The 23,390-nt window shown below is 71.0% G+C and carries 18 protein-coding genes and 2 pseudogenes; 15 read left to right on the top strand and 5 right to left on the bottom strand.

The annotated features are described in order from the left end of the window. The first annotated feature begins 1,021 nt into the window (after positions 1 to 1,021). Entirely contained in the window at positions 1,022 to 1,813 is a 792-nt protein-coding gene (locus ACIRJT_RS36390; protein ID WP_403918209.1) for a methyltransferase, read from the top strand. A gap of 89 nt (positions 1,814 to 1,902) precedes the next feature. On the opposite strand, the gene ACIRJT_RS36385 is transcribed toward ACIRJT_RS36390, so the two are convergent. After that, a complete protein-coding gene (locus tag ACIRJT_RS36385) occupies positions 1,903 to 3,285 on the bottom strand; it encodes a cytochrome P450 (protein ID WP_403918207.1) in 1,383 nt (460 codons plus the stop codon). A gap of 795 nt (positions 3,286 to 4,080) precedes the next feature. Here ACIRJT_RS36385 and ACIRJT_RS36380 point away from each other — a divergent pair. From ACIRJT_RS36380 to ACIRJT_RS36355, 6 genes and pseudogenes are all read left to right on the top strand, one after another. Beyond that, positions 4,081 to 4,353, top strand: coding sequence for a DUF3253 domain-containing protein (locus ACIRJT_RS36380; protein ID WP_403918204.1), 273 nt, complete (start codon positions 4,081 to 4,083; stop codon positions 4,351 to 4,353). A gap of 269 nt (positions 4,354 to 4,622) precedes the next feature. After that, positions 4,623 to 4,883: pseudogene (locus ACIRJT_RS36375) on the top strand (LysE family translocator); the annotation flags it as partial. Between the two features lie 670 nt (positions 4,884 to 5,553). Beyond that, the gene (locus ACIRJT_RS36370; RefSeq protein WP_403918201.1) at positions 5,554 to 6,630 is read left to right on the top strand and encodes a hypothetical protein; all 1,077 of its coding nucleotides are present in this window, start codon (positions 5,554 to 5,556) and stop codon (positions 6,628 to 6,630) included. A gap of 13 nt (positions 6,631 to 6,643) precedes the next feature. After that, a complete protein-coding gene (locus ACIRJT_RS36365; RefSeq protein WP_403918198.1) occupies positions 6,644 to 7,327 on the top strand; it encodes a hypothetical protein in 684 nt (227 codons plus the stop codon). A 2-nt stretch (positions 7,328 to 7,329) separates the two neighbouring features. Then, positions 7,330 to 7,998 (top strand): RES domain-containing protein, encoded by a 669-nt coding sequence (locus tag ACIRJT_RS36360; RefSeq protein ID WP_403918196.1) that lies wholly within the window; start codon positions 7,330 to 7,332, stop codon positions 7,996 to 7,998. A gap of 17 nt (positions 7,999 to 8,015) precedes the next feature. Then, on the top strand, positions 8,016 to 12,110 hold the full coding sequence (locus ACIRJT_RS36355; protein WP_403918193.1) for a CHAT domain-containing protein: 4,095 nt from the start codon (positions 8,016 to 8,018) through the stop codon (positions 12,108 to 12,110). Positions 12,111 to 12,140: 30 nt separating this feature from the next. On the opposite strand, the gene ACIRJT_RS36350 is transcribed toward ACIRJT_RS36355, so the two are convergent. After that, positions 12,141 to 14,102 carry a caspase domain-containing protein gene (locus ACIRJT_RS36350; RefSeq protein ID WP_403918190.1) on the bottom strand — a complete coding sequence of 654 codons (1,962 nt, stop codon included), beginning with the start codon at positions 14,100 to 14,102 and terminating at the stop codon, positions 12,141 to 12,143. Positions 14,103 to 14,607: 505 nt separating this feature from the next. On the opposite strand from ACIRJT_RS36350, the gene ACIRJT_RS36345 reads away from it, so the two are divergent. Then, positions 14,608 to 15,114: a hypothetical protein gene (locus tag ACIRJT_RS36345; RefSeq protein ID WP_403918187.1), complete on the top strand. Its 507-nt coding sequence runs from the start codon at positions 14,608 to 14,610 to the stop codon at positions 15,112 to 15,114. Positions 15,115 to 15,142: 28 nt separating this feature from the next. Here the strand turns inward: ACIRJT_RS36345 and ACIRJT_RS36340 are convergent. Then, positions 15,143 to 15,762 (bottom strand): annotated as a pseudogene (locus ACIRJT_RS36340) (SMI1/KNR4 family protein). A 178-nt stretch (positions 15,763 to 15,940) separates the two neighbouring features. On the opposite strand from ACIRJT_RS36340, the gene ACIRJT_RS36335 reads away from it, so the two are divergent. From ACIRJT_RS36335 to ACIRJT_RS36320, 4 genes are all read left to right on the top strand, one after another. Then, positions 15,941 to 16,744, top strand: coding sequence for an alpha/beta fold hydrolase (locus tag ACIRJT_RS36335; protein WP_403918185.1), 804 nt, complete (start codon positions 15,941 to 15,943; stop codon positions 16,742 to 16,744). After that, positions 16,744 to 18,042: a PP2C family protein-serine/threonine phosphatase gene (locus ACIRJT_RS36330; protein ID WP_403918182.1), complete on the top strand. Its 1,299-nt coding sequence runs from the start codon at positions 16,744 to 16,746 to the stop codon at positions 18,040 to 18,042. Before ACIRJT_RS36335 ends, ACIRJT_RS36330 begins: the two co-directional genes overlap by 1 nt. Before the next feature lies 1 nt (position 18,043). Next, positions 18,044 to 18,397, top strand: a complete 354-nt coding sequence (locus ACIRJT_RS36325; protein WP_403918179.1) for an STAS domain-containing protein — start codon at positions 18,044 to 18,046, stop codon at positions 18,395 to 18,397. Between the two features lie 127 nt (positions 18,398 to 18,524). Further along, a complete protein-coding gene (locus ACIRJT_RS36320) occupies positions 18,525 to 18,767 on the top strand; it encodes a hypothetical protein (RefSeq protein ID WP_403918176.1) in 243 nt (80 codons plus the stop codon). Between the two features lie 134 nt (positions 18,768 to 18,901). On the opposite strand, the gene ACIRJT_RS36315 is transcribed toward ACIRJT_RS36320, so the two are convergent. Further along, positions 18,902 to 19,294, bottom strand: a complete 393-nt coding sequence (locus tag ACIRJT_RS36315) for an ATP-binding protein (protein WP_403918173.1) — start codon at positions 19,292 to 19,294, stop codon at positions 18,902 to 18,904. A 752-nt stretch (positions 19,295 to 20,046) separates the two neighbouring features. On the opposite strand from ACIRJT_RS36315, the gene ACIRJT_RS36310 reads away from it, so the two are divergent. Both ACIRJT_RS36310 and ACIRJT_RS36305 read left to right on the top strand, forming a co-directional pair. Continuing rightward, positions 20,047 to 20,361, top strand: coding sequence for a MerR family transcriptional regulator (locus ACIRJT_RS36310; RefSeq protein ID WP_403918170.1), 315 nt, complete (start codon positions 20,047 to 20,049; stop codon positions 20,359 to 20,361). A gap of 139 nt (positions 20,362 to 20,500) precedes the next feature. Next, positions 20,501 to 20,848 carry a PRC-barrel domain containing protein gene (locus ACIRJT_RS36305; RefSeq protein ID WP_403918167.1) on the top strand — a complete coding sequence of 116 codons (348 nt, stop codon included), beginning with the start codon at positions 20,501 to 20,503 and terminating at the stop codon, positions 20,846 to 20,848. 142 nt (positions 20,849 to 20,990) lie between these two features. Here ACIRJT_RS36305 and ACIRJT_RS36300 read toward each other — a convergent pair whose 3' ends face one another. Beyond that, the gene (locus ACIRJT_RS36300) at positions 20,991 to 21,887 is read right to left on the bottom strand and encodes a polysaccharide deacetylase family protein (RefSeq protein WP_403918164.1); all 897 of its coding nucleotides are present in this window, start codon (positions 21,885 to 21,887) and stop codon (positions 20,991 to 20,993) included. Between the two features lie 659 nt (positions 21,888 to 22,546). Between ACIRJT_RS36300 and ACIRJT_RS36295 the strand changes: the two genes are divergently transcribed. Further along, positions 22,547 to 23,281, top strand: a complete 735-nt coding sequence (locus ACIRJT_RS36295; RefSeq protein WP_403918161.1) for a tectonin domain-containing protein — start codon at positions 22,547 to 22,549, stop codon at positions 23,279 to 23,281. Positions 23,282 to 23,390 lie beyond the last annotated feature (109 nt).

The raw sequence follows: 23,390 nt of genomic DNA, 5'->3' as shown, positions 1-23,390 counted from the left end.
CCAGCTCCGACCGCCCCTCTACGAGCCCGTCAGAGCCCGTAGAGGGGCGGTCAGGACGGCGGCCCGCCCCAGCGTGGTCATCCTGGCCGCCACCGGCTCGGCGTGCACGTGGCTGTGTGCGTCCGCATCGCTCTCCGGACCGCTGCCGTCCGTCCCGAACGGCCCGCGCTTTCCGGGCGACGCCGGCGTTCCCGGCCACGAGCCACACCTCGCGGCCATCGCCCAGGGACACCCGTGAGAGCGGCCTGCGCTCCCGCGGCGCGACATAACCCGGGGGCATTCCGTAAGGGCAGACCCTGTCCATCGGGTACGCGGGAGCCCGGCCCGCGTCCAAAGGGGTAACTGTCACCGTCATCCTCACCCAAGACCGGGCCGCACGCGGACCGGTCACCCATCCCGTACGCGACGGGAGCCCCAGGACCCGGCCCACCACCGCGGCGGAGGCCCCCCGGCATCCTGCGACGCGCCGGACAGACCCCTGACCAGAGTGCCGACCCACCGGTCCGGGACGCCATCCGAAACGGTCACGTTCATCCCCCATGGGGCTTCTCCGGCCGTGTGTTCGCCGCCCGGTCCGCGCCGGGGCCCGTTCCCCTACCGACCCCGGTCTCGTTGTTCATTCACGCGCCGAGCGGTGGAACCACACCTGCTGACACCCGCAGGCGCCACATCCGGACACCGTGCCCACGACCGCGCCGGGCGCGGGGGCACCAGCACCTGTGAGGGATGAGACATTGCACCGGACGCACGACACGTTGGGCGGTACCCGGCTCGCGGCGCTGGCCTCGGGCGGCTGCATCTCCCGCGTGCTGGCGGTGACGGCCAGACTGGGACTCGCGGACATCCTGGACGGCGGCTCCATGACGCCGGACGACCTCGCGGCACGTACCCGGACCGACCGGGACGTGCTGCTCCGCATCCTGCACGTGCTGTCCCAGTACGAGATCTTCGAACGCGCCCCGACGGAACCTTCGCCCTGGCCGAAGAGTTCACCGCGCTCCGCAAGGACCATCCCCACTCTGTGCGCAACCGCTGCATCCTGCTCGCGGAAACCTACGACGACGCCTTCGGCGCACTCCTCGGCACCGCACGGACCGGCCGTCCCGGATTCGACGAGGTCTTCGGATCCTCCCTGTACGAGTACCTCGAAGGCGACCCGGACACGGAGCAGGTCTTCGACGCCGCGATGGCCGAGCTGGCACGGTCGGCTGCGGAGGCGATCGCCGAGCAGTTCGACTTCTCCCCGGTACGGCGTGTCGTCGACATCGGAGGTGGCAACGGCACGGTACTCGGCACGATCCTGGCCAGGAACCCGCACCTGGAGGGCGTATGCGTCGACCGGCCCAGCGTCTGTGCCCGCTCGGCCGACCGGATGGCGGCGGCAGGGCATCCCCACGGCGGGCGGCTCAGCTTCCACCCGGCAAACATCTTCGAGTCGGTGGCCGACGGCGGCGACCTGTACCTGCTGAAGAACGTCCTGCACGACTGGCCCTGGCACCAGTGCCTGCGCATTCTCGCGTCCGTGCGGAACGCGATGACGCACTCGACGGCTTCCCGCGCGCCCGGCGCGGCCCCGCCCCGCCTGATCGTGCTCGAACCACTCCTCGACCGGGAAACCGACTCCGTCCACGCCCTCTTCCGGACAGTGATCTCCGGAAGCGGCGCCGGCGCCTTCGAAACGCCCGAGGACATGCGGCGACTGCTCACCGAGGCCGACCTCGACCTGCTCTCGGTCACTGGACTGGCCAGCGGGCACCACGCCTTCGAGTGCAGGGCACGGGTCCCGCTCCCCTCCCCGCAGACGGGCCGGTGAGCGAAACGGGGACGGCACCTCCTCCCTTTTGGCCGGCGGGCCCCGGGCGGCTTCCGGGGCCCTGGCCTCCACAGGCCCGCCGGCCCGGTTCAGCGGTGTACGTCGCCAAGGTGACGCACACCGGGCTCCGGTGATGTACCGGGCAGCCGGGGTTCGCATGGTGTGGCGTACATGGTCAGGCCCTTGGGCGTCGGTGTGAGTTCCAGGCTCACGCCGATCTTGCGGCCCGGCCGCGCCGGGCGCAGCGTGCGGGAGCCGGCCAGGGTCGCCAGGGCGACGGGCAGCATGGCATCGGCCGCGGCTGCGCCGGGGCAGTACCGGGGCCCCAGACCGTAGGCGAACAGCGCGGTGGGGGCCGGTGGCGGCTCGGCGTGGGGGAGCCAGCGCCGCGGGTCGAACACGTCCGGGTCGTGGTAGCGGTTCCTGTCGCGGCGCAGAGCCCCCAGGGGCAGGGTGACCACGGATCCGGCCGGGATCCGTACACCGCCCTGGAAGGTCTCGTGGCGGGTGCGGCGGACCAGGAACGGGATGCCGTGGAGGCGGGTGACCTCTTGAACGAAGGCGGTCGCGAGCGGGAGCTGGTGTGCGTGGAGGCGGCTCGTATCGGGCGCGGCGTCGGCTTCGTCCTGGAGCGCCTGCTGGTAGTGCGGATAGCGGCCCAGTTCGTAGCAGGCCCAGGCGAGGGTGGAGGCGCTGGTCTCCATGCCGGCGATCAGCAGAGCGCGAACGTCGCGCTGCACCACCTGGGGGTTCCCGGGAGCGGCAGCTTCGAGCAAGGACACCAGGTCCTGGCCGTCCGGGTCGGGCCGGTGGCGGGCTCGCACCTGGCGGACGGCCTCGTCCAGTTCGGCGAGCGCGCGGCGGCAGGCCCGGCGCCGGGGCACGGGCACCCAGGGCCAGGGCGCGAGGGCGTAGCGCCAGAACATGCCACCGGACAGGGTGGAGCGGGCGGCTGCGATCTTGGACAGGATGTCGGGAGCGAGCTCACTGTTGAGGACACAGCTGACGAGGAGGCCGCAGGCGATCCGGCTCATCTCCACCCGCATGTCGAGCGGTCGGTCCGCGGGCAGGTCGGCGAGAAGCTGCCGGGTACGGGCCTGGACGCTGGGCCCGAGACCGGTGAACCGGGACGCGGCGAACGCGGGTCTCATCACGGCGCGCCGCTCCCGGTGGGCCGCGCCCTCGAGGCCGACCACCCCGTCCTCGGCGAAGTCGCGCAGGCTCGGGTCCGGGCCCCAGAACCGGAAGGTGTCCTCATCACTGCCGACCTTGCGCAGCAGTGCCGGGTCGTTGATCTGGAAGGCGGTCGCCGGGCCTGTCCTGGTCGGAACGACCGGGCCCGCCTGCTCGAGGCGGGCCGCGAGGTTGGCCGGGTCCAGCCAGAACCGCAGGGCGCGGGAGTGGGCGAGCACTCCCGCGCCGGGCGGCGGCACGAACGGTTGTCCGGGGCAGGCTGTCCTGTCCACACTCATCAGCTTCGCTGTCCTGTCCACGTTCGTCGGCCTTCGCGGCTCCGGCCACCAGTACGTGTGGGCAACGATCAACTGCGGGGACGGTCACGGCTGGGCCGGCCCTGTGCGAACCCTCGGAACGGGGACAGCATCACCCGCCACGGGACGAAGCCCTAGGACAGCGGTCCCGCACACCGGCTACTCGCCCCGTGACAGCACCCCCTCCCCATGAGAACCCGCTGACCAGCCGCGCCCGCCCCGCCCCCACCCGCCCCATCTGCGTCCGCGCCTGCCGTACCCGACTCGCCCGTACCCGCCGTACCCGGCCCAAGCAAGGCCGCTGCGCGCCCGAACCGGGCGTGGTCTGGGGACCGGAGGTGCTGAAGGCGGTCCGGGTGACTCCGGCGCGCTGGTACGCGGTGGCCTGCCCCGCCACCGGCGGCGGCTGGCACATCAGCCTCCTGCGGGAGCAGGGCATCGTCCGCGGCTTCTTCACGGCCGTCGGCCCGGATGCTGCCGACCGCGGGCTCCAGGAGCGCGGGTACCCGTCCCTCGCGTCCGCGACGGACCGGGGCTGGGACCGGCTGACACGGAGAAGGGACGAACAGGGGGTGCGGCACCCCGGTCTTCCTGGATCCCGGAGAAGACGCCTGAGGTGGCTCCCTTGCCGTGAAGGGGCGGTGTATCGCCCTGGCCGGCCCGACCCGCCCGGGGCTCTCCGGTATGGATAGCGGAGCTTGTCCCATCAGGCTGCTTCGAGCGTGCGCGGCACCCTGCCTGGGTTCGCACGTTCATCACCGATGTCATCCTGGCCATATGACCGGAAGCGAGCAGCAGATCGACAGACGCTTGGAACAGGCGATCCGCGACCTCCTGGAGCGCCGCGGCCCGACCGCCTCCATCTGCCCTTCCGAAGCCGCGCGCAGGGTCTACCAGGGCGACGATGACGGTTGGCGTTCCCTGATGGAACCAGCCCGCCGCGCTGCTCAGCGGCTGGCCGAAGCGGGCCAGGTGGAGATCACGCAGGGCGGCCGCCCTGTCGGGCCGGCCGAAGCCCATGGCCCGATCTGTATCCGGCGCGTCCGCTGACCCCCTCGGGAACGCCCGGTTCACGGCTGCGCCCCGCATGCCACGCCCCCACTGGTGGGGAGGGGGCGCTGGCGGCATTGGGCGGGTTCCGGGAAGAGGGGATGCTTGGTTGCGATGTGCCGGGTTGATGTCGGTGATTGGGCGTCTGGCTCTATTCACGAGTAGTGGCTCTGGCTCAACTTCCGTGACGCGGCCGCTCTCCGGCACGCGATTTCTCGTGAACATCCGCGGACTCGGTCAGCGGAGGCTGGCGGCAGGGGACGCCCGCCAACCTCCTGAACCCGAAGACGGGCGCCTTCTACATGGCCGTCCTGCCTCAGTTCATCCCCTCAGGTACCGGCCACTTCACCGTGGGTCTCCTGCTCACCACGGTGCACATCGTGATCGGTCTGCTCTGGTCTGCCGTCCTCATCGGCTTCGCTCGCGTCCTGCAGGGGTGGCTCCGCAAGCCCCAGGCCCGCCGCCTGCTCGACCGGATCACCGGCACCGTCATCGGCGCCTTCGGTATCAGGCTGGCCCTCAGCAACTGACGATCCGAATGCCAGGGTCCAGCGACCTGTTCAGCACCGGACCCAGATCAAGATGGACGCGACGTGGAGTGCGGCCCGGCAGGTGACGGCGGGCTTGTCCGTTCTCGGCCAGGCCGCGCCACTGCTTGAGTCGGGCGATGCACCGCTCGACGGCATTGCGCTCCTTACATTTCTCGGCGACGAAGCCGGGTGGGCGACCTCCGGCGCGGCCTCACCGCAAACGGTGACCGATCTGGTTGGCGGGCTGCGGGTCGACAGCCCTGACGTCCCCGACGCCGAAGGCGCGCCCGGTTGGCTGCCGGACGACCCGTCAGATCTTCCTAGGTCCGGACTCGGAGAAGCAGCAGCGGCATGCTCGGCGCCGCCGGCTTGCGGTTCGTCGTGCTGTGCGTCCAGCAGGTGTGCGTTCTTCCCCGATGTCCGGCGCCGGCCGGTGCGGGGAGCCCCCGCCGGCAACGGCCCCGGCAACGGTCTGGCGAACGGCCCCGGGAAACCGCCTCGGGAACGGCCCCGGAAACCGCCCCGGAAGCGACCGGAGTCCGACCGGCGCGACGTGTGCAATGGGAGTGGACGAACGGCTTGTGGGGCGGGGAACGCCGGTGACATGGTTGGCGGTATGGCGCACCCCCTTCACCTGCCGGATCACGGGTCGGTACTCGCGGAGGTGCGGATGATACGACGGGCCGGGGTCGTGGGACTGCGTGCGCTCATCACCCCTGAACTCTCCCGCATCGCGGACCTGCGGAGTTCCGCCGCGACCGGCGACCGCCCCGTCACCGTTGAGCGGCTGCTGCGGAGCGCGGTCGCCGGTATCGGCGGCGGCACCCTGCAGAACGCCGCCGAGTACAGCCTCGGCCTCGCCGACGGAACGAGGGACTGGCCCGCCGCCGACCGGCGCCGACGCGCGGCACAGGTCTACGGAGTCAGCATCGAGCGGTTCCGCAAGCACCATGAGCTGATGGTGCTGGGACAGGTGGCGGAGCAGATCCTCGTCATCGCCGTCGCGGTGACCACCGGGGCGCGGCCGACGGCAGCCCCGGCAGCCCCGGACGCCGCCTCGGAAGCCCTCTCGCTCGCTTCCGCGCACCGCGTGCTCAGCCCGCTCGTGCACGGCAGACGGGTCGGCGTCACGGTCCATGTCCACTCGGTCGATCTGCTGCGCGACATCGACGTCGTGGTCTCCCCGTCCAACGTCTACTTCGCCCTGCCCGCCGCCTACAAGTCATCGGTGGCCGCCACCCTGAGGCGGGCGGGAGCACGCAAGGACCCCACCGGGACACTGGTCGAGGACCACATCCACGACGAGTTACGGCAGTGGGCCGTACGCCACGGAATGCCGGGCAGGGCCGCCCTGCCCGGGACCGTGGCCGCCACCTCCGCGGGCGCACTGGGACGCCAGGGCATACGCCGGGTCTACCACGCGGCGACAGCGGTCCCGCACCTCGACAGCAACGACTACGACGTCCTGCCGGTGGACGTCACACGCGCGGTGACGGCGGTCTTCGCCCTCCTCGCGCAGGAGTCCGCCGGCCACGCCCCGCCACTGCGCTCCCTGTGCCTGCCACTCCTCGGAGCGGGGCGCGGCGGCCTCTCGCCGCTGGAGAGCTTCGGGGCCCTGTGGTCCGCGGTAGAGGCCGAACTGGCACGCGGAGCCACCTGGGACATCCACTTCGTGGTCCGGCGGCACGCCCGCGCGGACCTCATCGAACGGCTCCTCGCCGATCCGTCCGGAAACGGGCAACCGTGAACAGGGGGCGACCGTGAACCCGTACGCCGTACTCGCCTCCGCGGCTGCCCGGTGGGAGCGGATCGGGGGTCTGCTCGGTCCCGTACCGCTGGAGCGGCTGGCCGGTCTGCTCGGCGAAGTCCGCCGCGAGGGTGACCAGGGAGAACGGTCCGAGGAGCGGCGTCACGCGGCCGCGCTCGACGCCGCGGAACTGCTTGCCGCCGGACTGCCCGACCTGTTCGGCGGCGACCGGCAGGGCCGCTTCACCCTGACGGCACCGCCCTCTGGAGCCGGGGCTCAGCACGCGACCCACCAGGGCTTCTCCGCCGAGGATCTGGCGGTGCTGCTGCTGGACGGGCACCGCATGGTGGGCCCGCTGCTCGGCCCCGTACGCCGACGGCTGTTGGCCGCCCCGGCACTGGACCCCGACACCCTGAGGCGGGCAGGCACCGACCCGGACACGCCCGTGCTGATCCGGCTGACCGGGCCCGGCGGCGCCGCGCGGCTGCCGAGCTTCCAGTTCACCGTGACCACCCGGCCGCAGCCGATCGTCACGGGTGTCAACGCGGTGCTGGCCGCCGACCGCGATCCGTGGGGCGCGGCGGACTGGTGGCTCTCCGCCAACGCCTGGCTCGGCGTCCGCCCCGAAGCGCTCGTCGGGACCACGGACGAGGCGCGGCTGCTCGACACCGCACGATTCTTGATGGAGCAGGAGTAGCCGTGCCGAACTACCGTCCGCCCACCTGTATGCGAGAGTCGCCCACGAAGGCCGAACTGCCCGCCGGGACCCCGCTGTACCGGGTGCACGCCGCACACCGCGCACCCGTGGCCTTCAACCTCGTACCGGCACACTGCCTCTACGGAGGGGGCCGGTTCGACGCCACCGCCTGCGACGGGTACGGCTATCTCTACGCGGGCCTCGGGGCGGCGGCCGCCGTCTGCGAGACGCTGCTGCGCCAGCTTCCCTTCGATCCGGCGGGCGGCGCGCGGCTCCTTCCGCGCGTCGCCGTCGAGGGCCGGTCGCTCTCCACACTCCGGCTGAGGACCAACGTCACCCTCGTCTCCCTGATGAACGCCACGGACCTGGCCGCGGTCCACCAGGACACCTGGCTCGTCCACACAGAGGCACAGGAATACGCCTACACCCGCGACTGGGCGCACTGGATTCGGAGCCACACCGATCCGTGGGCCCAGGGAATGGTCTGGTCCTCGAAAAGGGAACCCGGTGACCGCACCGTGGTCCTCTTCGGCGACCGGTGCCCCTCCGACGTGTTCGGACCGACGGCCGACAGCACGCTCGACCTCGCCACCCCGGACGGTGAGGAGTGGCTGAACGGGGTGCTGCAGCCCTATCGCGTCCAGCTGTCACCACAGGCCGGACACCGCTGAGCGCAGAGAGGCGCCGCATGCACGAGGAGACAGGTACGGCCGGAGCGTCCGTCGCCGAGACCGCCTACCGGACCTACTGCGAAACCGGGAAGCAGAGTGAACTCCTCCGGGCGATCGACGCGTTCGAGGACATGTTCGCCGACCCCGGTACGGGGCCCGACTGGGCCGTATGGCACGTCATGTTCGGGCATGTGCGCTGCATCCAGTACGACGCCGCTCCCTCGGACCGTCTGCTGCGCCAGGCGCAACACCTCCTCGAGGAGGGGCTGCGCGCACTCGCGACGGACCCGGACGGCAGCGGTGAGCAGGACGGCACCCGCACCACGGCGCATGTGCTGGCCGCGAACGCCGCGAAGTTCCGCTTCATGGCGAGCGAGGGCGGGAGCACCGGCCCGCGTCTGCCGTTGCTGGACAAGGCCGTGCGGCTGCACACCGAGGCGGTGGTCAGGTTCGCCGGCCGGGCCGGCCACCCGGACGCCGATCCGGGCACCCTGTCCGAGCTCCACGAGGCCCAGGGCTACCTGCACTTCCAGCGTGCCCTGCTGACCGGCGAGAGTGAGGCCGCACTGCTGGCGGCCACACACTACGGGGCGGTGCTCGAGGCCGGCCTGCCCACCAGCGATCTCCCCTGCATCCGGCACTCGATGGGCATGGCCCTGCTCGTGAGGGCGCGCGCGACAGGGGACCGCACCCTGTGGGAGGAAGCCGGTGAGGCGTTCGAGCAGGCGCTCGCCCGGGCGGACGCGTCGGGCGCGGGCGAGCAGCCCTGGTCCAGGGACGCCCTGATCCGGCTGGCCTACGTCCATGCCGTGGTCTGGTCGGTCTGGAAGGACCCGGCGCGCGGTGAGGCCGCCGCTCGGGCGGTGGGCCTGCTGCTGGCCGAGCCGGACGCGGAGGACCGGCTCGATCCCGTCTTCCTGGACGCGTTCGCCCGTGTCGTCTACGAATGGGCCGGCCGCCGCTCCGACGGCGCGGGCCAGGACCGTGCCGTCGCCATGCTGCGCAGGGCGCTCCGGCTGTGGCAGCCGGAGCGCGACGGACCAGTAATCAGAACGCTGCTGCTGATGGCCGGCTACCAGCAGATGAGGTACTACGCAGACCAGGACCCGCGGCGGATCAGGGAGGTCGGCCGGCTGGCGGCACGCGCCCTGGCCGAGAAGCAGCAGGAGCCCGCGCTGACGGACGGTGCCCTGCTGATACGGGGCTGGGCCAGGACCGTGCTGGAGGAGCGGGGGCTTCTGGGACCGGACGACAGCTCGCTCCCGCCGACGGACCCGGGGGAGGTCCGCAGGATATGGGACGCCCTCGTCGCGAACACCGAGAGCGGAGAGTTCCACCCGGACCAGGGAGGTACGGATCCCCACCTGCCCGGCACTCTCTCGAGCGCTGTAGCCAGGCGCCGCCGGGACACCGACTTCGCCCTGATGTACGCGCGTTGGGCCGGGATGGACGAGGGCAGCCGCCGGCGCGCGGAGTACGCGGCGGCTCTGCTGACCATGTCGGTCCTGGCTGATCTCCAGGCGGAGACCGGCACCGGGGAACAGCGGGACGCCCTGATGGAATCGATGCTGCGGACGGATCAGGACGACCCGGCCTGGCAACGGCGGGCCCACGGGCTGGTGGGCTGGGTGCTGCTGCGGTACGAGGTGCGAGGGAAGGGCCCCGGCATGGACCGGGTGATGGCCCACCTGGACCGGTCCGTGCCCGGCGACCCGGGTGCGGGCCACGACTACGGCCTGGACCTGATGGCCCTGGCCGCCCGTATGTACAGGGCGCAGACCGAGGGGGCATTCGACGAGCTCGACGCCATGCGCGCCATTCACGAGCGCCTGCGTGACGACGCGTCCGTGCCCGCCTACATGCTGCTGCTGGTGGAGGCGCAACAGCTGTTCATGGAAGCGCGGGCCGCCGGCCGGCGGCGGGACCTCGCCGCGGTGGACCGGTGCGTCCACCGGGCGGCCGCCATTCACGGGGAACTGGCCCCGGACGATCCGGCGCGGGTCGAGGTGTGGACGGCGCTGGCCACGATGCGCGTGGCGCGGGAGGAACTCGCCCTGCGCGTCGGCGCTTCCTCGCTCCCGCCGGCCGACGCCCCCACCGCTGCCGAACTGCGCCGCGACTGCCTGTCGTTCCACCGGGGGCACCGGGCCTGGGTGCTGGGCACCAACGGCGGGGCCCGGTTCGCCGCGGCCATGCTGAACCAGGACAGCGACGCGCTGGCCGAGGCGATGGACCTCGTCGGCGAAGCGGCCGACCTCTCGGGGCCCGGCGGCGAGGACCACCTCAGGTACACCGGGCTGCTGGGCACCGGCCACTTGATCCTGGCGTGCACACTGAGCACCCCCCGCGCGCGCGACGAGCACCTGGCGCAGGCTGTCGCCCTGCTGGAGAAGGCCGTGGACATGTGCGGGGGCCCCGAACACCATCTGTACGCGCCGTCCGCGCTGCCCCTCGCCCGCGCACGCCGGGAGAGGGCCGCCCGCGTGCCCCGCAACGCGGCCGGCGACCTGCAAACGTCCCTGAGCCTCGGCCTGGACGGGCTGCGCGGATACGCATGGACGGCACTTCTCCAGTCGGGTACGGAGTACGCGGCGCAGGCCGTGGGCCAGGCGGCCGGGGAGGCGCGGGAGGTCGCTGCCTGGGCACTGCGCGACGGCGATCCGGTCTCGGCCGTCGAGGCACTGGAGGCATGCCGGGGCCTCACCCTGCACGCCGCCGTCACCTCCCGCACGCTGCCGCAGCGGCTGGCCGGTGCGGGACTCGGTTCCCTCGCGGACGAGTGGCGCTCGGCCCTCGACGACCCGGCGCCGGCCGGGCTGTTCAGCGGAGGCGGCGGGGAAGGGGCCGTACCCAGTGCGCTGCGGCGGCGGGTGCTCACCGCGCTGCGCGCGCGGACGGACACCCCTCAGGACCATCTCCTGGACCCGCCGGACATCGCCGCCGTAGCGGAAGCGCTGCGTGCCCTCGGCCGGGACGCACTGGTCTATCTCGTGCCGGAATCGGACGAGGGCGGCGGCGCGGCCGTCATCGTCACCGCGACGGGCGAGGCGCACGCGCTGGCGCTCCCGGCACTCAGCGAGCAGGCGGGCCCGCTGCGGGAGTACGACCCGGCTCCCGGCGCCGGGCGGGACCTCGGGCCGGCCACACCCTCCCCCGGAGCACCGTCCGCCCGCCCCGCCCTGCGCGACGCGCTGGACCGGCTGTGCGGCTGGGCCTGGTCCGCGGCGATGCGTCCGCTGCTGGAGGTCTTCGCGGCTCCCAGCCGCCCGCACCGTGTTCCGCGGCTCGTCCTCGTACCGATGGGCCGCCTCGGGACCGTCCCCTGGCATGCCGCCTACCGGGCGGACACCCATGGCCGCAGATACGCGCTGCAGGACGCCGACCTCTCCTACACCGCCTCCGCGCGGCTGCTCTGCGAGGTGGCCGCACGGCCCGCCGCACGGACGGCCGGTGCCCTCGTCGTCGGTGACCCCACGGGCGACCTGCGCTACGCGGGGGAGGAGGCGGACGTCGTGCAGCGGACGTACTACCCCCGCGGGCAGTTCCTGGGGCGGCGTGCGGGGGGAGCGGTGGACGGCGGGGGAACACCTGCCGAGGTGCTCGCCTGGCTGCAGGGGGACAGGAGCGCGGCCGGTGTGCTGCACCTGGCCTGCCACGCCTCGGTCGTGGAGAACGCCCGGCACACGGCGGGACTGGCCCTGCGCGGGGGCGCACTGTACGCGGAGGAGATCGCCGAGGCGGTGCGCGACACGGGGCACGGCGGTCCGGCGCTCGTGGTGCTGGCGGCCTGCCGGAGCCATGTCTCGGGGCATGGGCACAACGAGGCGTTCACCCTGGCCACAGCGTTCCTGGTGGCGGGCGCCCGCTCGGTCATCGGCTCGCTGTGGCCGGTGCCGGACGAGGCGACGTCCGTGCTGATGCTCCTGGCGCACCACTACCTGCGGCATGAACAGGAGTCCCCTGCGGGAGCGTTGCGACGGGCCCAACTGTGGATGCTGGGACGGGAACGGGACCTGCCCGAGGGGTTCCCCCCGGGCCGGGCCGCACTGGCTGCACGGGTGGATCCCCGCGATCTGAGCGCGTGGGCGGGCTTCCTCCACCTCGGCCGGTAGGGAGGGGCGGGCGCGGGAGAAACCGCCCGGTCAGGCGTTCGGTACGACGATGCGCAGCGGCACCGTAAGGGTCGTCCACCGGCCGTGCGAACGGTCCGCGGGCCTGCCGAGATCCCTGGCCGACGTTCCCGGCCGTGGAGGCGAGAAGCGCAGGACGCCGTCGTCGGGGGCCGGGGAGACGGCCCGTATGCCGGGCGGGTCCGTGCGCCACGCGGGCAGATGGAACGGCACGGTGTTGAGCTCGCGTTCGGCGACGACGAGCTTCAGCCAGTCCCTCGCCTCCGCCCCCGCGACAGGCGGGCGGTCCCGGGGCAGGGAGAACTGCACAGGCTGTCCGTCCAGCGCGTACCCGGTGTGGCCGGGGGCGATGAAGTGCCCCGGGTACAGCGTCGAGTGGCTCGCGTAACCGTCGGTCAGATCGAGGAGCAGGCACCACAGGGGCCGGTCCGCGGAGCGGTTGTGCAGCCGTACGGACAGGAGCGGGGGGACCGGGGCGTCCGTACCCGGACCGTACGCGCAGACGATCTCGCCGCTGCCGTCGGGTGTGAGCGGCCGCCCGTCCCCGTCGCCCCACGGGACGATCTCGACCCTCACCAGCCCGTCGAGCGGCGAAGGGCGCGGCGGCAGGTCCCGCAGCCGGTGCCAGCGCGTCAGGTGGGTCAGGCAGTCGGCGATCCGCCGTGCGCCCTGGGGCCCGGACAGCGGCAGCGGAGCCACGAAGGGGCTGCCGTCGCGGCGCAGGACGTGGACGGCCGGTCCGCGCACCTCCAGGCGGAAGTGCAGGTCGCCCCCCTGCCGCGCATCGGGAACCTGCCGCAGGAGTGGGGACGGGCCCGCGTTCGGACCGGCGGTGGCGAACGCCCGGCGAAGGGCCTCCACGAGTGCGGCCGTCGCGCCGGCGGCGGGCGGAAGGGTGAACGTGGCGGCGGGCAGCCCCAGCGCGCCGAGTGCCACGGGATACACCCGGCCCGGTGCGGGGGCCCAGCCGAGCGGTTCGACCAGGGAACGGTCCGGCAGAACAGCACGGACGGCTACGCTCCGGCCGGCCTCCTGCGGGTCCACGACGGTGAACTCCGTGGCTGCCGGGCCCACGGCCCGGTCCCGCTCGGGCAGTCCGTGGCCCGCCCCGCAGTCCACCTCCCAGCCCCCCGCCCCGTGACGCAGCAGGTGCTCACCCGCAGGGAGCCGGCCGGAGCCGGTCCCGAGGAACGGCGTATCGGCGCTACCGTCGGGGCCGGCGGGAAAGAGGACCGGCTGCTGGTGAGCGCCCGAACACCGCACCCGGGCGTCAGCGGCGGCCAGCACCTCCCGGTAGGTGATGTCCGGCCCTCCCTCCCGCACCGCGTCGAGCACCGCGCGGGTGAACACCCCCTGGCGCCGGCCCTCGAAATGGGTCTCGTACGCCCGTTGGTCCAGCCGGCAGGCGGCCAGCAGCAGGGCACCCTCCGTGCCCGGAGTCCCGGTGGGTTCCGCGGGGACCGCCTCACGGGACGCGGACGGCCGCACCGGCGGCCGGATGCCGGGCGCGTACCTCGCCGTGAACACCGGGTCGCGCGTCGCACCACCGGAGAAGCAGCAGTCCAGGACGGTCACCACCCTTGCGCCCCGGGAGGCCACCTCGTCGAGCAGCACCCGCAGCCGCTTGTCGGACAGCGGGCCGTCCGCGCAGACCAGCGCCTGATTGCGCCCGGTCGCCTCGATCAGGAGGTCGGCGCCGTGCGCCTGCGTCTCGGTGCCGTGCCCGGAGAACCAGAACAGCGCGGTGTCACCCGGGCCGGCCGCTCCCAGGCACCGCCGGATACCCTCCTCCACCGCCGCGGCGGTCGCCTCCCGGTCCAGCAGGACCTGGACGGCCGACGCGACCCCTGCCGCGGTCCGCCCGGCCAGCAGCGCTCGCACGTCGGTGATGTCGTTGACACAGCCGCTCAGCGGAGGCGCCACGCCCGGTGGGTAGTCGTTGATCCCCACCAGCAGCGCACGGATCGAAGTCATGACCGCGATTCTTCCAGCCCATCGGCGTCCTTCGGGCCGAAAGAAGGGGCATCGACTGGGCCTGTTCCGGGCGTTGTCAGGTCGACGGCCACCCAATTCATCACTCTCGTAGCAGAGTTGATGCGTACTCGGTGACCTGCGGATCCCGGCCCGTGACCGTTCCCGCAGCCGTAGGGCCCGAACGCGAAGGGAGACGATAGTTCGCCCCACAGACCGAGGTTCCGAGGCCCTGCGCAAGACCGGAACCGAACATCGACTCGTACGTGACGGCCAGCAAGCAGCAGTTGAGCGACAGCCTCCCGGTCCCCCGGCCGGTGCACCGAAACCCGCCCGCCCCGGCCCAGGCCGGCCACTCGGCTCGAAGAACCACCGCACAGCACCCCGCTACGACGTGGGGCGAGCCTGGCCACCGGCCAGGCATACACCCGCCCCGCACACCACAAGACAGGAACCAAGCCCCGCCGCCCTGGATGAACCCGCAGCCCACAGCACCTACGACGACCAAGTGGTTCTCGCACCGGGCAAGATGAGCGACATGGGCAATGAGGGAAACACGGGCTTCACGCTGCCGCGGGGTGCGACAGGCTTCTTCGTACCGGCGGACGGCCCCCTTCCGGAAACCGACCTGCGGGCATTCCGGGCCGCCTTGTATGCCGCTGCCCGAGTCGTCGAAGGCCAAGTGGGCGAGATCGGGAACCAGGAGTATCCCCTGACCTTCCACACCGCGTCGGTCGTCAACCGCACCGGCGAGTGCGTCATCCTGTGTCACGCCCATCACCCGTGGATCGCCTTCGCACAAGAACGCCGGAACTGGTACGCAGAGGAGTTTCTCCCCCCTCCGCCGTGGGCCGCTACCTTCACTGAAGCAGGCTTCATGGTTCTGAGTACCGAGCAGCTCGCCACACCTCTCTCCGACGTGGACACCTCGGTGCTTACGCAGAGCGAATGGCGCCAAATCCGCTCCTACGGCATCACCACGCTGGGCGGAACGCTCTTCAACGCATGGGCCTGATGATCAAGCAGAGATGTTAACGACAAGCTCAGCCCATGTCCTCGTCCTCCTCCATACTCTCGTACCCGGAGTGGAAGAGCGCGGAGAAGCTGGGGTACTTCGTAGGGTTGCCGTACTTCGGTGCGAACTCGTAGGCGGCCCACTCGCCGTCCGGCCCGACGTCGGTCGGATCGAGCAGCCAGAAGTCCTCTCCCTGGGCGATTTCTATGGACCGGCGAAACAACTGAACATCGTCCTTGTTGCCGGGTATCGAGTCGTAGATCTCGGTTACCCGTCTGCCGGCATCGCTGTCCCGCATCCACAAGACGCGGCCACACGGATGGACGCCGTCCACCCAGGCATCCAGGTGCGTCCACCCGTCGCTCGCCAGCAAGAATCCCCGCAGGCTCGGTGGGAACTCCACTCCGAGCCGCTCCTCGGATGTCACCAGAGCCTCCTCCCGAGCAGGTGCTTTGCCCAACCACAGCTCCGCCGCCCTCGATCCAGAACCTCTAGCTGATCGTCATCCAGCAGATCGACCAACTCTTCACCGTCGGCACGGACCTTCACGCACAGCTCGCCGTATCGCTTCAGAAAGACACGCCGCTCCTCCGGCGTGGTCAGAACAGCGGCAACCGCGTTCTCTTCAGGCTCAGTGGTTTCACTCACCCCGATCTTGCTGCCAGGTGGCCATGACAACGCCCGGCGGCTGCCGACCGTACCGCGTGCGAGGCCCCGCTCGTAGTTGCTGCCTCTGATCCGGACGTGGTACTCGACGACACCGCCCAGCGGCCGGAGTGCCAGGGCCCCTGACTCGGGCGGGAAGGGGGGTGGGAAACTGGCGGGTATGGATCTCCGTCGCAGGAACAACGTCACCGTCACCGGCCGTGTGGACGGTCCGGTGCTCCTGCTGGCGCACGGGTTCGGCTGCGATCAGAACATGTGGCGCCTGGTCGTGCCGGTGCTTGCTGAGAACTACCGGGTGGTGCTCTTCGACTACGTGGGCTCGGGGCGGGCGGACCCTTCGGCCTGGGACGAGCGGCGTTACAGCTCCCTGGAGGGCTACGTACAGGACGTGCTGGAGGTCTGCGAGGAGCTGGATCTGCGGGACGTGACGTTCGTGGGGCACTCGGTCAGCGCGATGGTCGGCGTCCTCGCGGTGGCGAAGACCCCGGAGCGTATTTCCCGTCTGGTGATGGTCGCGCCCTCGCCCCGCTACATCGATGACGACGGCTACCGGGGCGGCTTCAGCGCGGAGGACATCGACGAGCTGCTGGAGTCGCTGGATTCGAACTACCTGGGCTGGTCGGCGACGATGGCCCCGGTGATCATGGGGAACGCGGACCGGCCGGAGCTCGGCGAGGAGCTGACCACGTCGTTCTGCGCGACCGATCCGCACATGGCGCGGGTCTTCGCCCGTACGACGTTCCTGTCCGACAGCCGCGCCGACCTCAAGACGGTCACGGCGGCGACGCTGGTCCTTGAGTGCGAGCAGGATGTGATCGCCCCCCGTGAGGTCGGCGCGTACGTCCATGCGGCGATCCCCGGCAGCCGGCTGGTCACGCTGGAGGCGACGGGGCACTGCCCGCAGCTGAGCGCACCCGAGGCCACTGCGGGCGCGATCATCGAGTTCATCGGGACAAGCCGGTGATGTGCCGCACGGAACAGGTGCCCGAGCCGGGTGAGGAGCAGGACGTGGACCCCACGGACGCGATGTTCACCTCGCTGCTGGAGGACAGTGCGGAGGAGCTGTACGAGCAGGCGCCCTGCGGGTACCTGTCGACGCTGATGGACGGCACCATCGCGAAGGTCAACGCCACGCTGCTGGAGTGGCTGGGCCTGGAGCGGTCCCGGGTGGTGGGGCGGATGCGGTTCACCGACCTGCTGACGGTGGGCGGCAAGCTCTATCACGAGACGCACTTCGCGCCGCTGTTGCAGATGAAGGGCGAGGTCAGCGGCGTCGCCCTGGACCTCAAGGCCGCCGGTAAGCAGCGGATGCCGGTGCTGGTCACCTCGAAGGTGAAGACCAGCCAGGACGGCGAACCGCTGCTGATCCGGACCACCGTCTTCGACGCCCGCGACCGCCGCGCCTACGAGCAGGAGCTGCTGCGCGGCCGCCAAGTGGCCGAGGAAGCCGCCCTCCAGGCCAAAACGGCCCGCCAGCAAGCGGAGGCCGACCGCGAGCGGCTCCAGGAAGCGCTCGCCGCCCTCCAGCAGAGCCTGCTGCCCTCCCAACTGCCCGCGGTCCCGGGCCTGGAGGCCGGCTCCTACTACCACACGGCCTCCCCGGACCTGCTCGGCGGAGACTTCTACGACTTGTTCCCCCTGGACGCCGGCCGGTGGGCGTTCTTCCTCGGCGATGTGTGCGGCAAGGGCCCCCAGGCCGCCGCCGTCACTTCCCTGACCCGCTACACCCTGCGCGCCGCAGCGTTGCACGACGCAGACCCCGTCACCGTCCTCACCACCCTGAACACCGTGCTCCACGAGCGGTACGCGAGCGGCGACACCCGCTACTGCACCGCCATATTCGGCGTCCTCGAACCTGCCGAAGGGCACATCAGCGTGCACCTGGCCTCCGGCGGCCACCCCTCCGCGCTGATCCAGCGCGCGGATGGCAGCGCCCACTACCTCGACACCCCGGGCGGACTGCTCATCGGTGTCCTGCCCGACGCCCCGTTCGCAGCCGCCCGCACCCGGCTGCTGCCCGGCGACACTCTGCTCCTGTACACCGACGGCCTGACCGAAGCGCGCACCGGACCTGACCGTGAGCTGTACGGCGAGGACGCCCTGCACACCTTCACCACCACCCAGCCACCAGCCGGCCCCCAGGCGCTGATCACGGCCCTGAGCGGACTGCTCGCCTCCTTCGGCGACGGACTCGACGACGACACCGCGCTGCTCGCCCTCGGCGCACCCGCCCCGCTTCCCACCACTGCGAGCGAGGAGTGACATGAACCCACTGACGATCACCGCCCGCGAGGCCGCCACCGGTCCCGTCATCGAGATCGCCGGTGACCTCGACTACGACACAGCGCCCGAACTGCGCAAGGTTGTGGACGGCCTCACCGGTGCCGCGGGGCGCCTGTTGGTTCTGGACCTGGCCGGTCTGCGCTTCTGCGACTCCAGCGGAATCAACGCCCTGCTGTCGGCCAGGAACCTGACCATCGAACAAGGCGGCCACATCGCCCTGGCCGCGGTTCCCGCCAACACCGCCCGCATCCTGGGCATCGTCGGGCTGGACCAGGTCTTCACCATCCACCCGGACGCCGCGACGGCTACCGCCACCAGCTCCGCCGCCCGCTGATCCTGCCCTGAGCGGCAGTCAGCCGCGGTTCCCCATCGTCCCCGCGATGCGCGACCCCTTCTGCCATCCCGCCGCCAGGTAGCCGAGGCGGTCCTCCTCGACCGCGCCCCGCCAACCTCTCGCCCTCGTGAACATAGTCCTGGCTGTGGTGCCGTGCGTTCTCGCGGAGCCGGCCTGGCTCACTGCGCACCAGCAGGTGCGGCTGCTGGCGGTCGCCTCCGTGGCCACGGGGACGGTGCGGCTTCTCGCGGACGACCCGGGGACCGCGCTCGCGCTCGGGGTGGCCCGGATGTGCGCCGTCCTCGACCCCTGTGACGGTGCAGGTCAGTCGGCGTTGACCGACGGCTACCGTGCGCAGCCACGTATCTGAGCAGCTCAGTTGGCGCCGTTCGCCGCTGCGTTGCGCAGCCGGCTGCCGCTGCCCCGCCAGCCGGCTGCCGCTGCCCCGCCAGCGGGCTCGATCTCGCTGCGGCGTGGGGTCGGAGGTCGTCCGGCGTCGTGGTGCTAGCGGGCGAGGAAGGCGCTGACGGTTTTGCCTCCGGAGGGCCGGTGGATGGCTGCGGTGGTGCGGGCGAGTTGGGTGACCATGTGCCAGCCGAAGCCGCCGGTGGCGCCGGTCAGGTCGGGGGTGCGCATGCGCGGGGCCCGTGGGCTGGGGTCATCCACGGCCACCTCGATGAGGTCGGGGTGGGCGGTCAGGCGAAGGGTGTAGGTGCCGCCTCCGTGGCGCAGGGCATTGGTGACGAGCTCGGAGACGACCGGGATCACGCTGTCTGCCGCTCCAGGGGCGAGGGCGGGTTCCCGAAGGGCTTCCAGGAAGCTCCGGGCCTTCTCGCGCGCACCGGCGACGGTGGTCGCGGGACGGATGGCGGTGGCGTCGACGCGCATCGTGTTCATCAGGTTCACCCTGGTCTCGTCTGCTCGTCACTGCCTGGCTCTGCCTGGCTCTGCCTGGCTGTCCCATGTGCCCCGTCCCGCCCCGCTCAACCCCGCAACGCTCGATTACCTCTGCACCAGGCCATCGGAAATCTGTGTCGGCCACAGTAGACATCTGGTGAGGGCGTGGTTATGGTTTCTCTCGTAGCTGAGATCAACAGGGCCCGGCAGAGACGAACTGGCGGGCAGCAGTACAGGCAGTTGCAGTGCGCAGGACGGTGCGGTGGTGGAGTTCCGGAGCCAGGGTTGTTGCAGGAAGGCGACGGGACTGACGACCGGACCGGGTGGCCCGCAGTGATCAGGGGCCGCCGCGAGAAGTGGGAGGTTCGGCAGCGGGGTTCCAAGCCGGAGCAGACGCGGGACGGGCGACGGGGCTGGCTGCCGGAGAGTGACGCTGCCACAGGTCACCGAGCAGGACGCAGTATCAGCAGTACGCAAGCAGTTGGCCCAGAGGGAAGAACGGAGGAGTTGGTCACCATCTGGATCGCCCGGGTGCAAGAGGTGGGCCCGGGTACCGCAGGACATCGATAGTGAGGTGGTCTCCGGTCAAGCAACCGCGATCCCCGCAGCTCCCGACCCTTCCCGGGGCGGGCATGCGGAAACAGAGAGCCGGCGCAGCCGATCACGGCCGGCCGATGGTGTAGCAGTTCCTTCGGGGCCCTGGTGCCATATGGCACCAGGGCCCCTCCAGTGTGTTCCACAGAGAGGTGCAAGTGGCAGCAGGCGACTCGTTCGGCCGTATCGATGACGACGACTACCCCGCCTACACCATGGGCCGGGCAGCCGAGATGCTCAACACCACACATGGGTTCCTCCGCGCCATCGGCGAAGCCCGCCTCATCACCCCCCTGCGCTCGGAGGGCGGCCACCGCCGCTACTCCCGCTACCAGCTGCGCATCGCCGCCCGCGCCCGCGAACTCGTCGACCAGGGCACCCCCATCGAGGCCGCCTGCCGCATCGTCATCCTCGAAGACCAGCTCGAAGAAGCCCAGCGCATCAACGCCGAACACCACCGCACCGCCCGGTGAACCCTTCTTCCGCGGCCTGGAGGGGAATGCGTCCTGCGAGGGTCCGCGGCCCCGATTGTTCGCCGGACGCCGGGGAAGGAGGGCGGCAGACAACGGGAAGATCCGCAGTGCGGGTCGCCGAAGACGAGGAGAGGGACCGGTGGGAAGTGTGTGGATGTACGCGCCGGACAGCGGGTACGGGGCCCAGCAGTCGATGGTGGGTTTCACGGTGGAGGCCGCTGACGGGGTCATCGGGCACGTGGACCGCCATCAGGACCAGCCCGGAATGCAGCACCTCGTCGTCGACACCGGCGTGTGGAAATTCGGCAGAAGCGTCCTGATCCCAGCCGGCTCCGTCACCTCCATCGACACCGAGGCGCAGAAGGTGGAGGTCGCACCGTCCCGGGAGGAAATCAAATCCGCTCCCCGCTTCACCACCGACAGCGAGACAGCCGACCCCGGCTACCTGTCCGAGGTCGGCGACTACTACCTGTCCCTGCGTACCTGACTGCCCGTTTTTGAACCTCTGGCCCACCGCAGCGCACCGCCTGGCCACCACTTGCACGCGGGCCGAACAAACGGCCGTCGCAGGCTGACCTCCATAGTCAGCTCAGCGGCCCGTCGTCCGCATGGACGACGGGCCCGATCGGTCATCGAGGTCTCATGCTCCGGGACCAGACTCGCTGAATCGTTCGGTAGTCGATCACCGTGATGTCCTCCTGCTGGAGAACCTCACGGGCCTGCGGCGATGTGAGGAACTCGTAGTCCGTCCGACGCACGGTCCAGCCATCGTCGACGGCCTGCGACTCCTTGTCGCCCAGACTGGGATGCACCGCCCATTCATTGAGCCCGGCAGGCAGGTCACGCAGCATCTGAGCGTATCGGGCCGCCTTGCCTTCAATGTCGAGGGAGAAGCTGTCCAGGAAGTCGTTGTCGGTGACCGGCAGGCCACGTTCCCGCATCGCTTGGCGCCCGGGTTCGAGCCAGACCCGGACCGCGAGGCCGTACTCCGCTGCCAGTACCACGGTCAGGTCGAGGATGTCGTCGCGGCCGCCATCAGCCAGGCAATGGAAGTCCAGATGGGTCGGCGTGAGCCCAGCGTCGGCGACGGCATCGATCTGGGCGCGGAACTCGAGTTCGATCTCATCGAGCCGAGCCTGGCCGAGCAAGGCCGCCCGGCCGACAGGCGTCGGCGAGAACAGCTCGCCCGCAGGGTCCAGCAGTGAGGAAACCCGTTCTCTGGCGTTCAGCGGCCCCCACGGGATGTCGGGCATCTCGCATACCAGAGTGAGGTGGATCCCGAACGGGATCTGCGGCCGCCGGCTGAGCAGTTTCATGGCCTGCGGTGCCCCGGGACAGGGGACCATCAGGCTGCACGAACTGGCAATGCCCTCTTCGACCGACTCGATCACCGCGGCGTTGATCGCTGGATACATCCCGAAGTCATCGCAGTTGACGATCAGCAGCCGAGCATCAGGCGGATACCCCAGCAACTCACTCGACCGCTCCGAAGACGCGACGGCCGCGGGAACGCTGACTTCATCCATGCCCGCAGTGTGAAACCTGGACCGGACCTCCGCACGGCAATTTCCCGCCGCGGAGCGACAGCGCCGTCATTCCTCGTGAACATCTACGAGCCTGCCGATCACCAACTGCTGCCGCAACCAGTGAACAAACGCCGCTGCTGAACGTGAACGAAGCCAGCGGGCCCGTGCTGAGCTGGCCGACGGGGTCCAGGCCTGCGGGGTGCGCCGCCCTGACACCGTGCTCAACAGGCCGTGACAGCCCGACGCGCTGGATAGGTTTCGGGTGGTCCGTGCCGTATGGGTGTGCGGGTCAGGGCGGGTCTTTCGGAGTACGGCCCGAACCGACCGGACTCGCCTGCGGGTGTGTCAGGCCGCTGCTGGTCGGGCAGCTTGTCCCGGCTGCTGCGGGTGTTGCTGATCCAGGTGCCCATGACCGTGGATGGCTGGGGAGATTGCTCAGCACGGCGAGCTGAGAGTCAGTGCAGCAGTACCGCGTGACTCGTACGGGTGATGCCCGATCAGGCCAAGAACATTGCGGTCGGAGCGTGGATCCCTTCAGGGGTGCGGGCCGCTCCGTAGCCAAACATCGTTTTCAGGTCTGCCCGGTGCTTACCTCGCATGTGACCTTCTGTCGCAGCGATAAAACTCTGGGTTTCATCCTCGATGGAAGGTCACTGAGCATGCCTGAGTGGAAGCAGATCCGCGGAAACCTCACTGCGATCTCGGCTGGATCCCGGACGAACGTGTGGGGCGTCAACGCGGCCGGCAACATCTACAAGTTCTCCGGCTACGACGACCTCGCCTCCAGCCCGTGGATTCAGATCCCCGGCAGCCTCTCCGACATCGGGGCCGCTGCTGACGGCACCGTCTGGGGCGTCAACCGCAACGGCAACATCTACCGCTACGCGGGCGACCAGGAGGAGAGCGCCGACCAGTGGGTTCAGATCCCCGGAAACCTGACCCGCATCGCGGTCGGGTCGCGGACGAACGTGTGGGGCGTCAACGAAGCCGGGGACATCTACAAGTTCTCCGGCTACGACTTCCTCACCCCGAGCCCGTGGATTCAGATCCCCGGCAGCCTCTCCGACATCGGGGCGGCCGCGGACGGCACCGTCTGGGGCGTCAACCGCAACGGCAACATCTACCGCTACGCCGGCGACCAGCACAACAAGAACCACTGGTTCGAGATCTCCGGCAACCTCACCCGCATCGCAGCCGGATCGCGGACGAACGTGTGGGGCGTCAACTCCGGGGACAACATCTACAGCTTCTCCGGCGACGACGAGCGCACCTCCAGCCCGTGGAACCAGATCACGGGCAGCCTCACGGACATCGGGGCGGCCGCGGACGGCACCGTCTGGGGCGTCAACCGCAACGGCAACATCTACCGGTACACCGGCGACCGCCAGGACTGACCAAGCCGGCAACGTGTGGCGGGGGCCCCCCGGGGGGGGGGGCCGGGGCCCCCCCCCCCGGGCGGGGGGGCCCGGGGGGCGGCCCCCCGCCCCCCCCGGGCCGCCCGCG

The sequence above is a fragment of the Streptomyces sp. NPDC102283 genome (assembly GCF_044766265.1).
Lineage (GTDB): Bacteria > Actinomycetota > Actinomycetes > Streptomycetales > Streptomycetaceae > Streptomyces.
The sequence above is the reverse complement of the archived record's forward strand: the minus strand, read 5'-3'. Positions and strand labels throughout refer to the sequence as shown.

Bases quoted from the DNA above. Each gene is read 5' to 3' on its own strand.
- ACIRJT_RS36385 (WP_403918207.1), bottom strand. From the start codon at position 3,285: ATGAGTGTGGACAGGACAGCCTGCCCCGGACAACCGTTCGTGCCGCCG.
- ACIRJT_RS36380 (WP_403918204.1), top strand. From the start codon at position 4,081: ATGACCGGAAGCGAGCAGCAGATCGACAGACGCTTGGAACAGGCGATC.
- ACIRJT_RS36370 (WP_403918201.1), top strand. From the start codon at position 5,554: ATGATACGACGGGCCGGGGTCGTGGGACTGCGTGCGCTCATCACCCCT.
- ACIRJT_RS36355 (WP_403918193.1), top strand. From the start codon at position 8,016: ATGCACGAGGAGACAGGTACGGCCGGAGCGTCCGTCGCCGAGACCGCC.
- ACIRJT_RS36350 (WP_403918190.1), bottom strand. From the start codon at position 14,102: ATGACTTCGATCCGTGCGCTGCTGGTGGGGATCAACGACTACCCACCG.
- ACIRJT_RS36335 (WP_403918185.1), top strand. From the start codon at position 15,941: ATGGATCTCCGTCGCAGGAACAACGTCACCGTCACCGGCCGTGTGGAC.
- ACIRJT_RS36330 (WP_403918182.1), top strand. From the start codon at position 16,744: ATGTGCCGCACGGAACAGGTGCCCGAGCCGGGTGAGGAGCAGGACGTG.
- ACIRJT_RS36325 (WP_403918179.1), top strand. From the start codon at position 18,044: ATGAACCCACTGACGATCACCGCCCGCGAGGCCGCCACCGGTCCCGTC.
- ACIRJT_RS36315 (WP_403918173.1), bottom strand. From the start codon at position 19,294: ATGAACACGATGCGCGTCGACGCCACCGCCATCCGTCCCGCGACCACC.
- ACIRJT_RS36300 (WP_403918164.1), bottom strand. From the start codon at position 21,887: ATGGATGAAGTCAGCGTTCCCGCGGCCGTCGCGTCTTCGGAGCGGTCG.
- ACIRJT_RS36295 (WP_403918161.1), top strand. From the start codon at position 22,547: ATGCCTGAGTGGAAGCAGATCCGCGGAAACCTCACTGCGATCTCGGCT.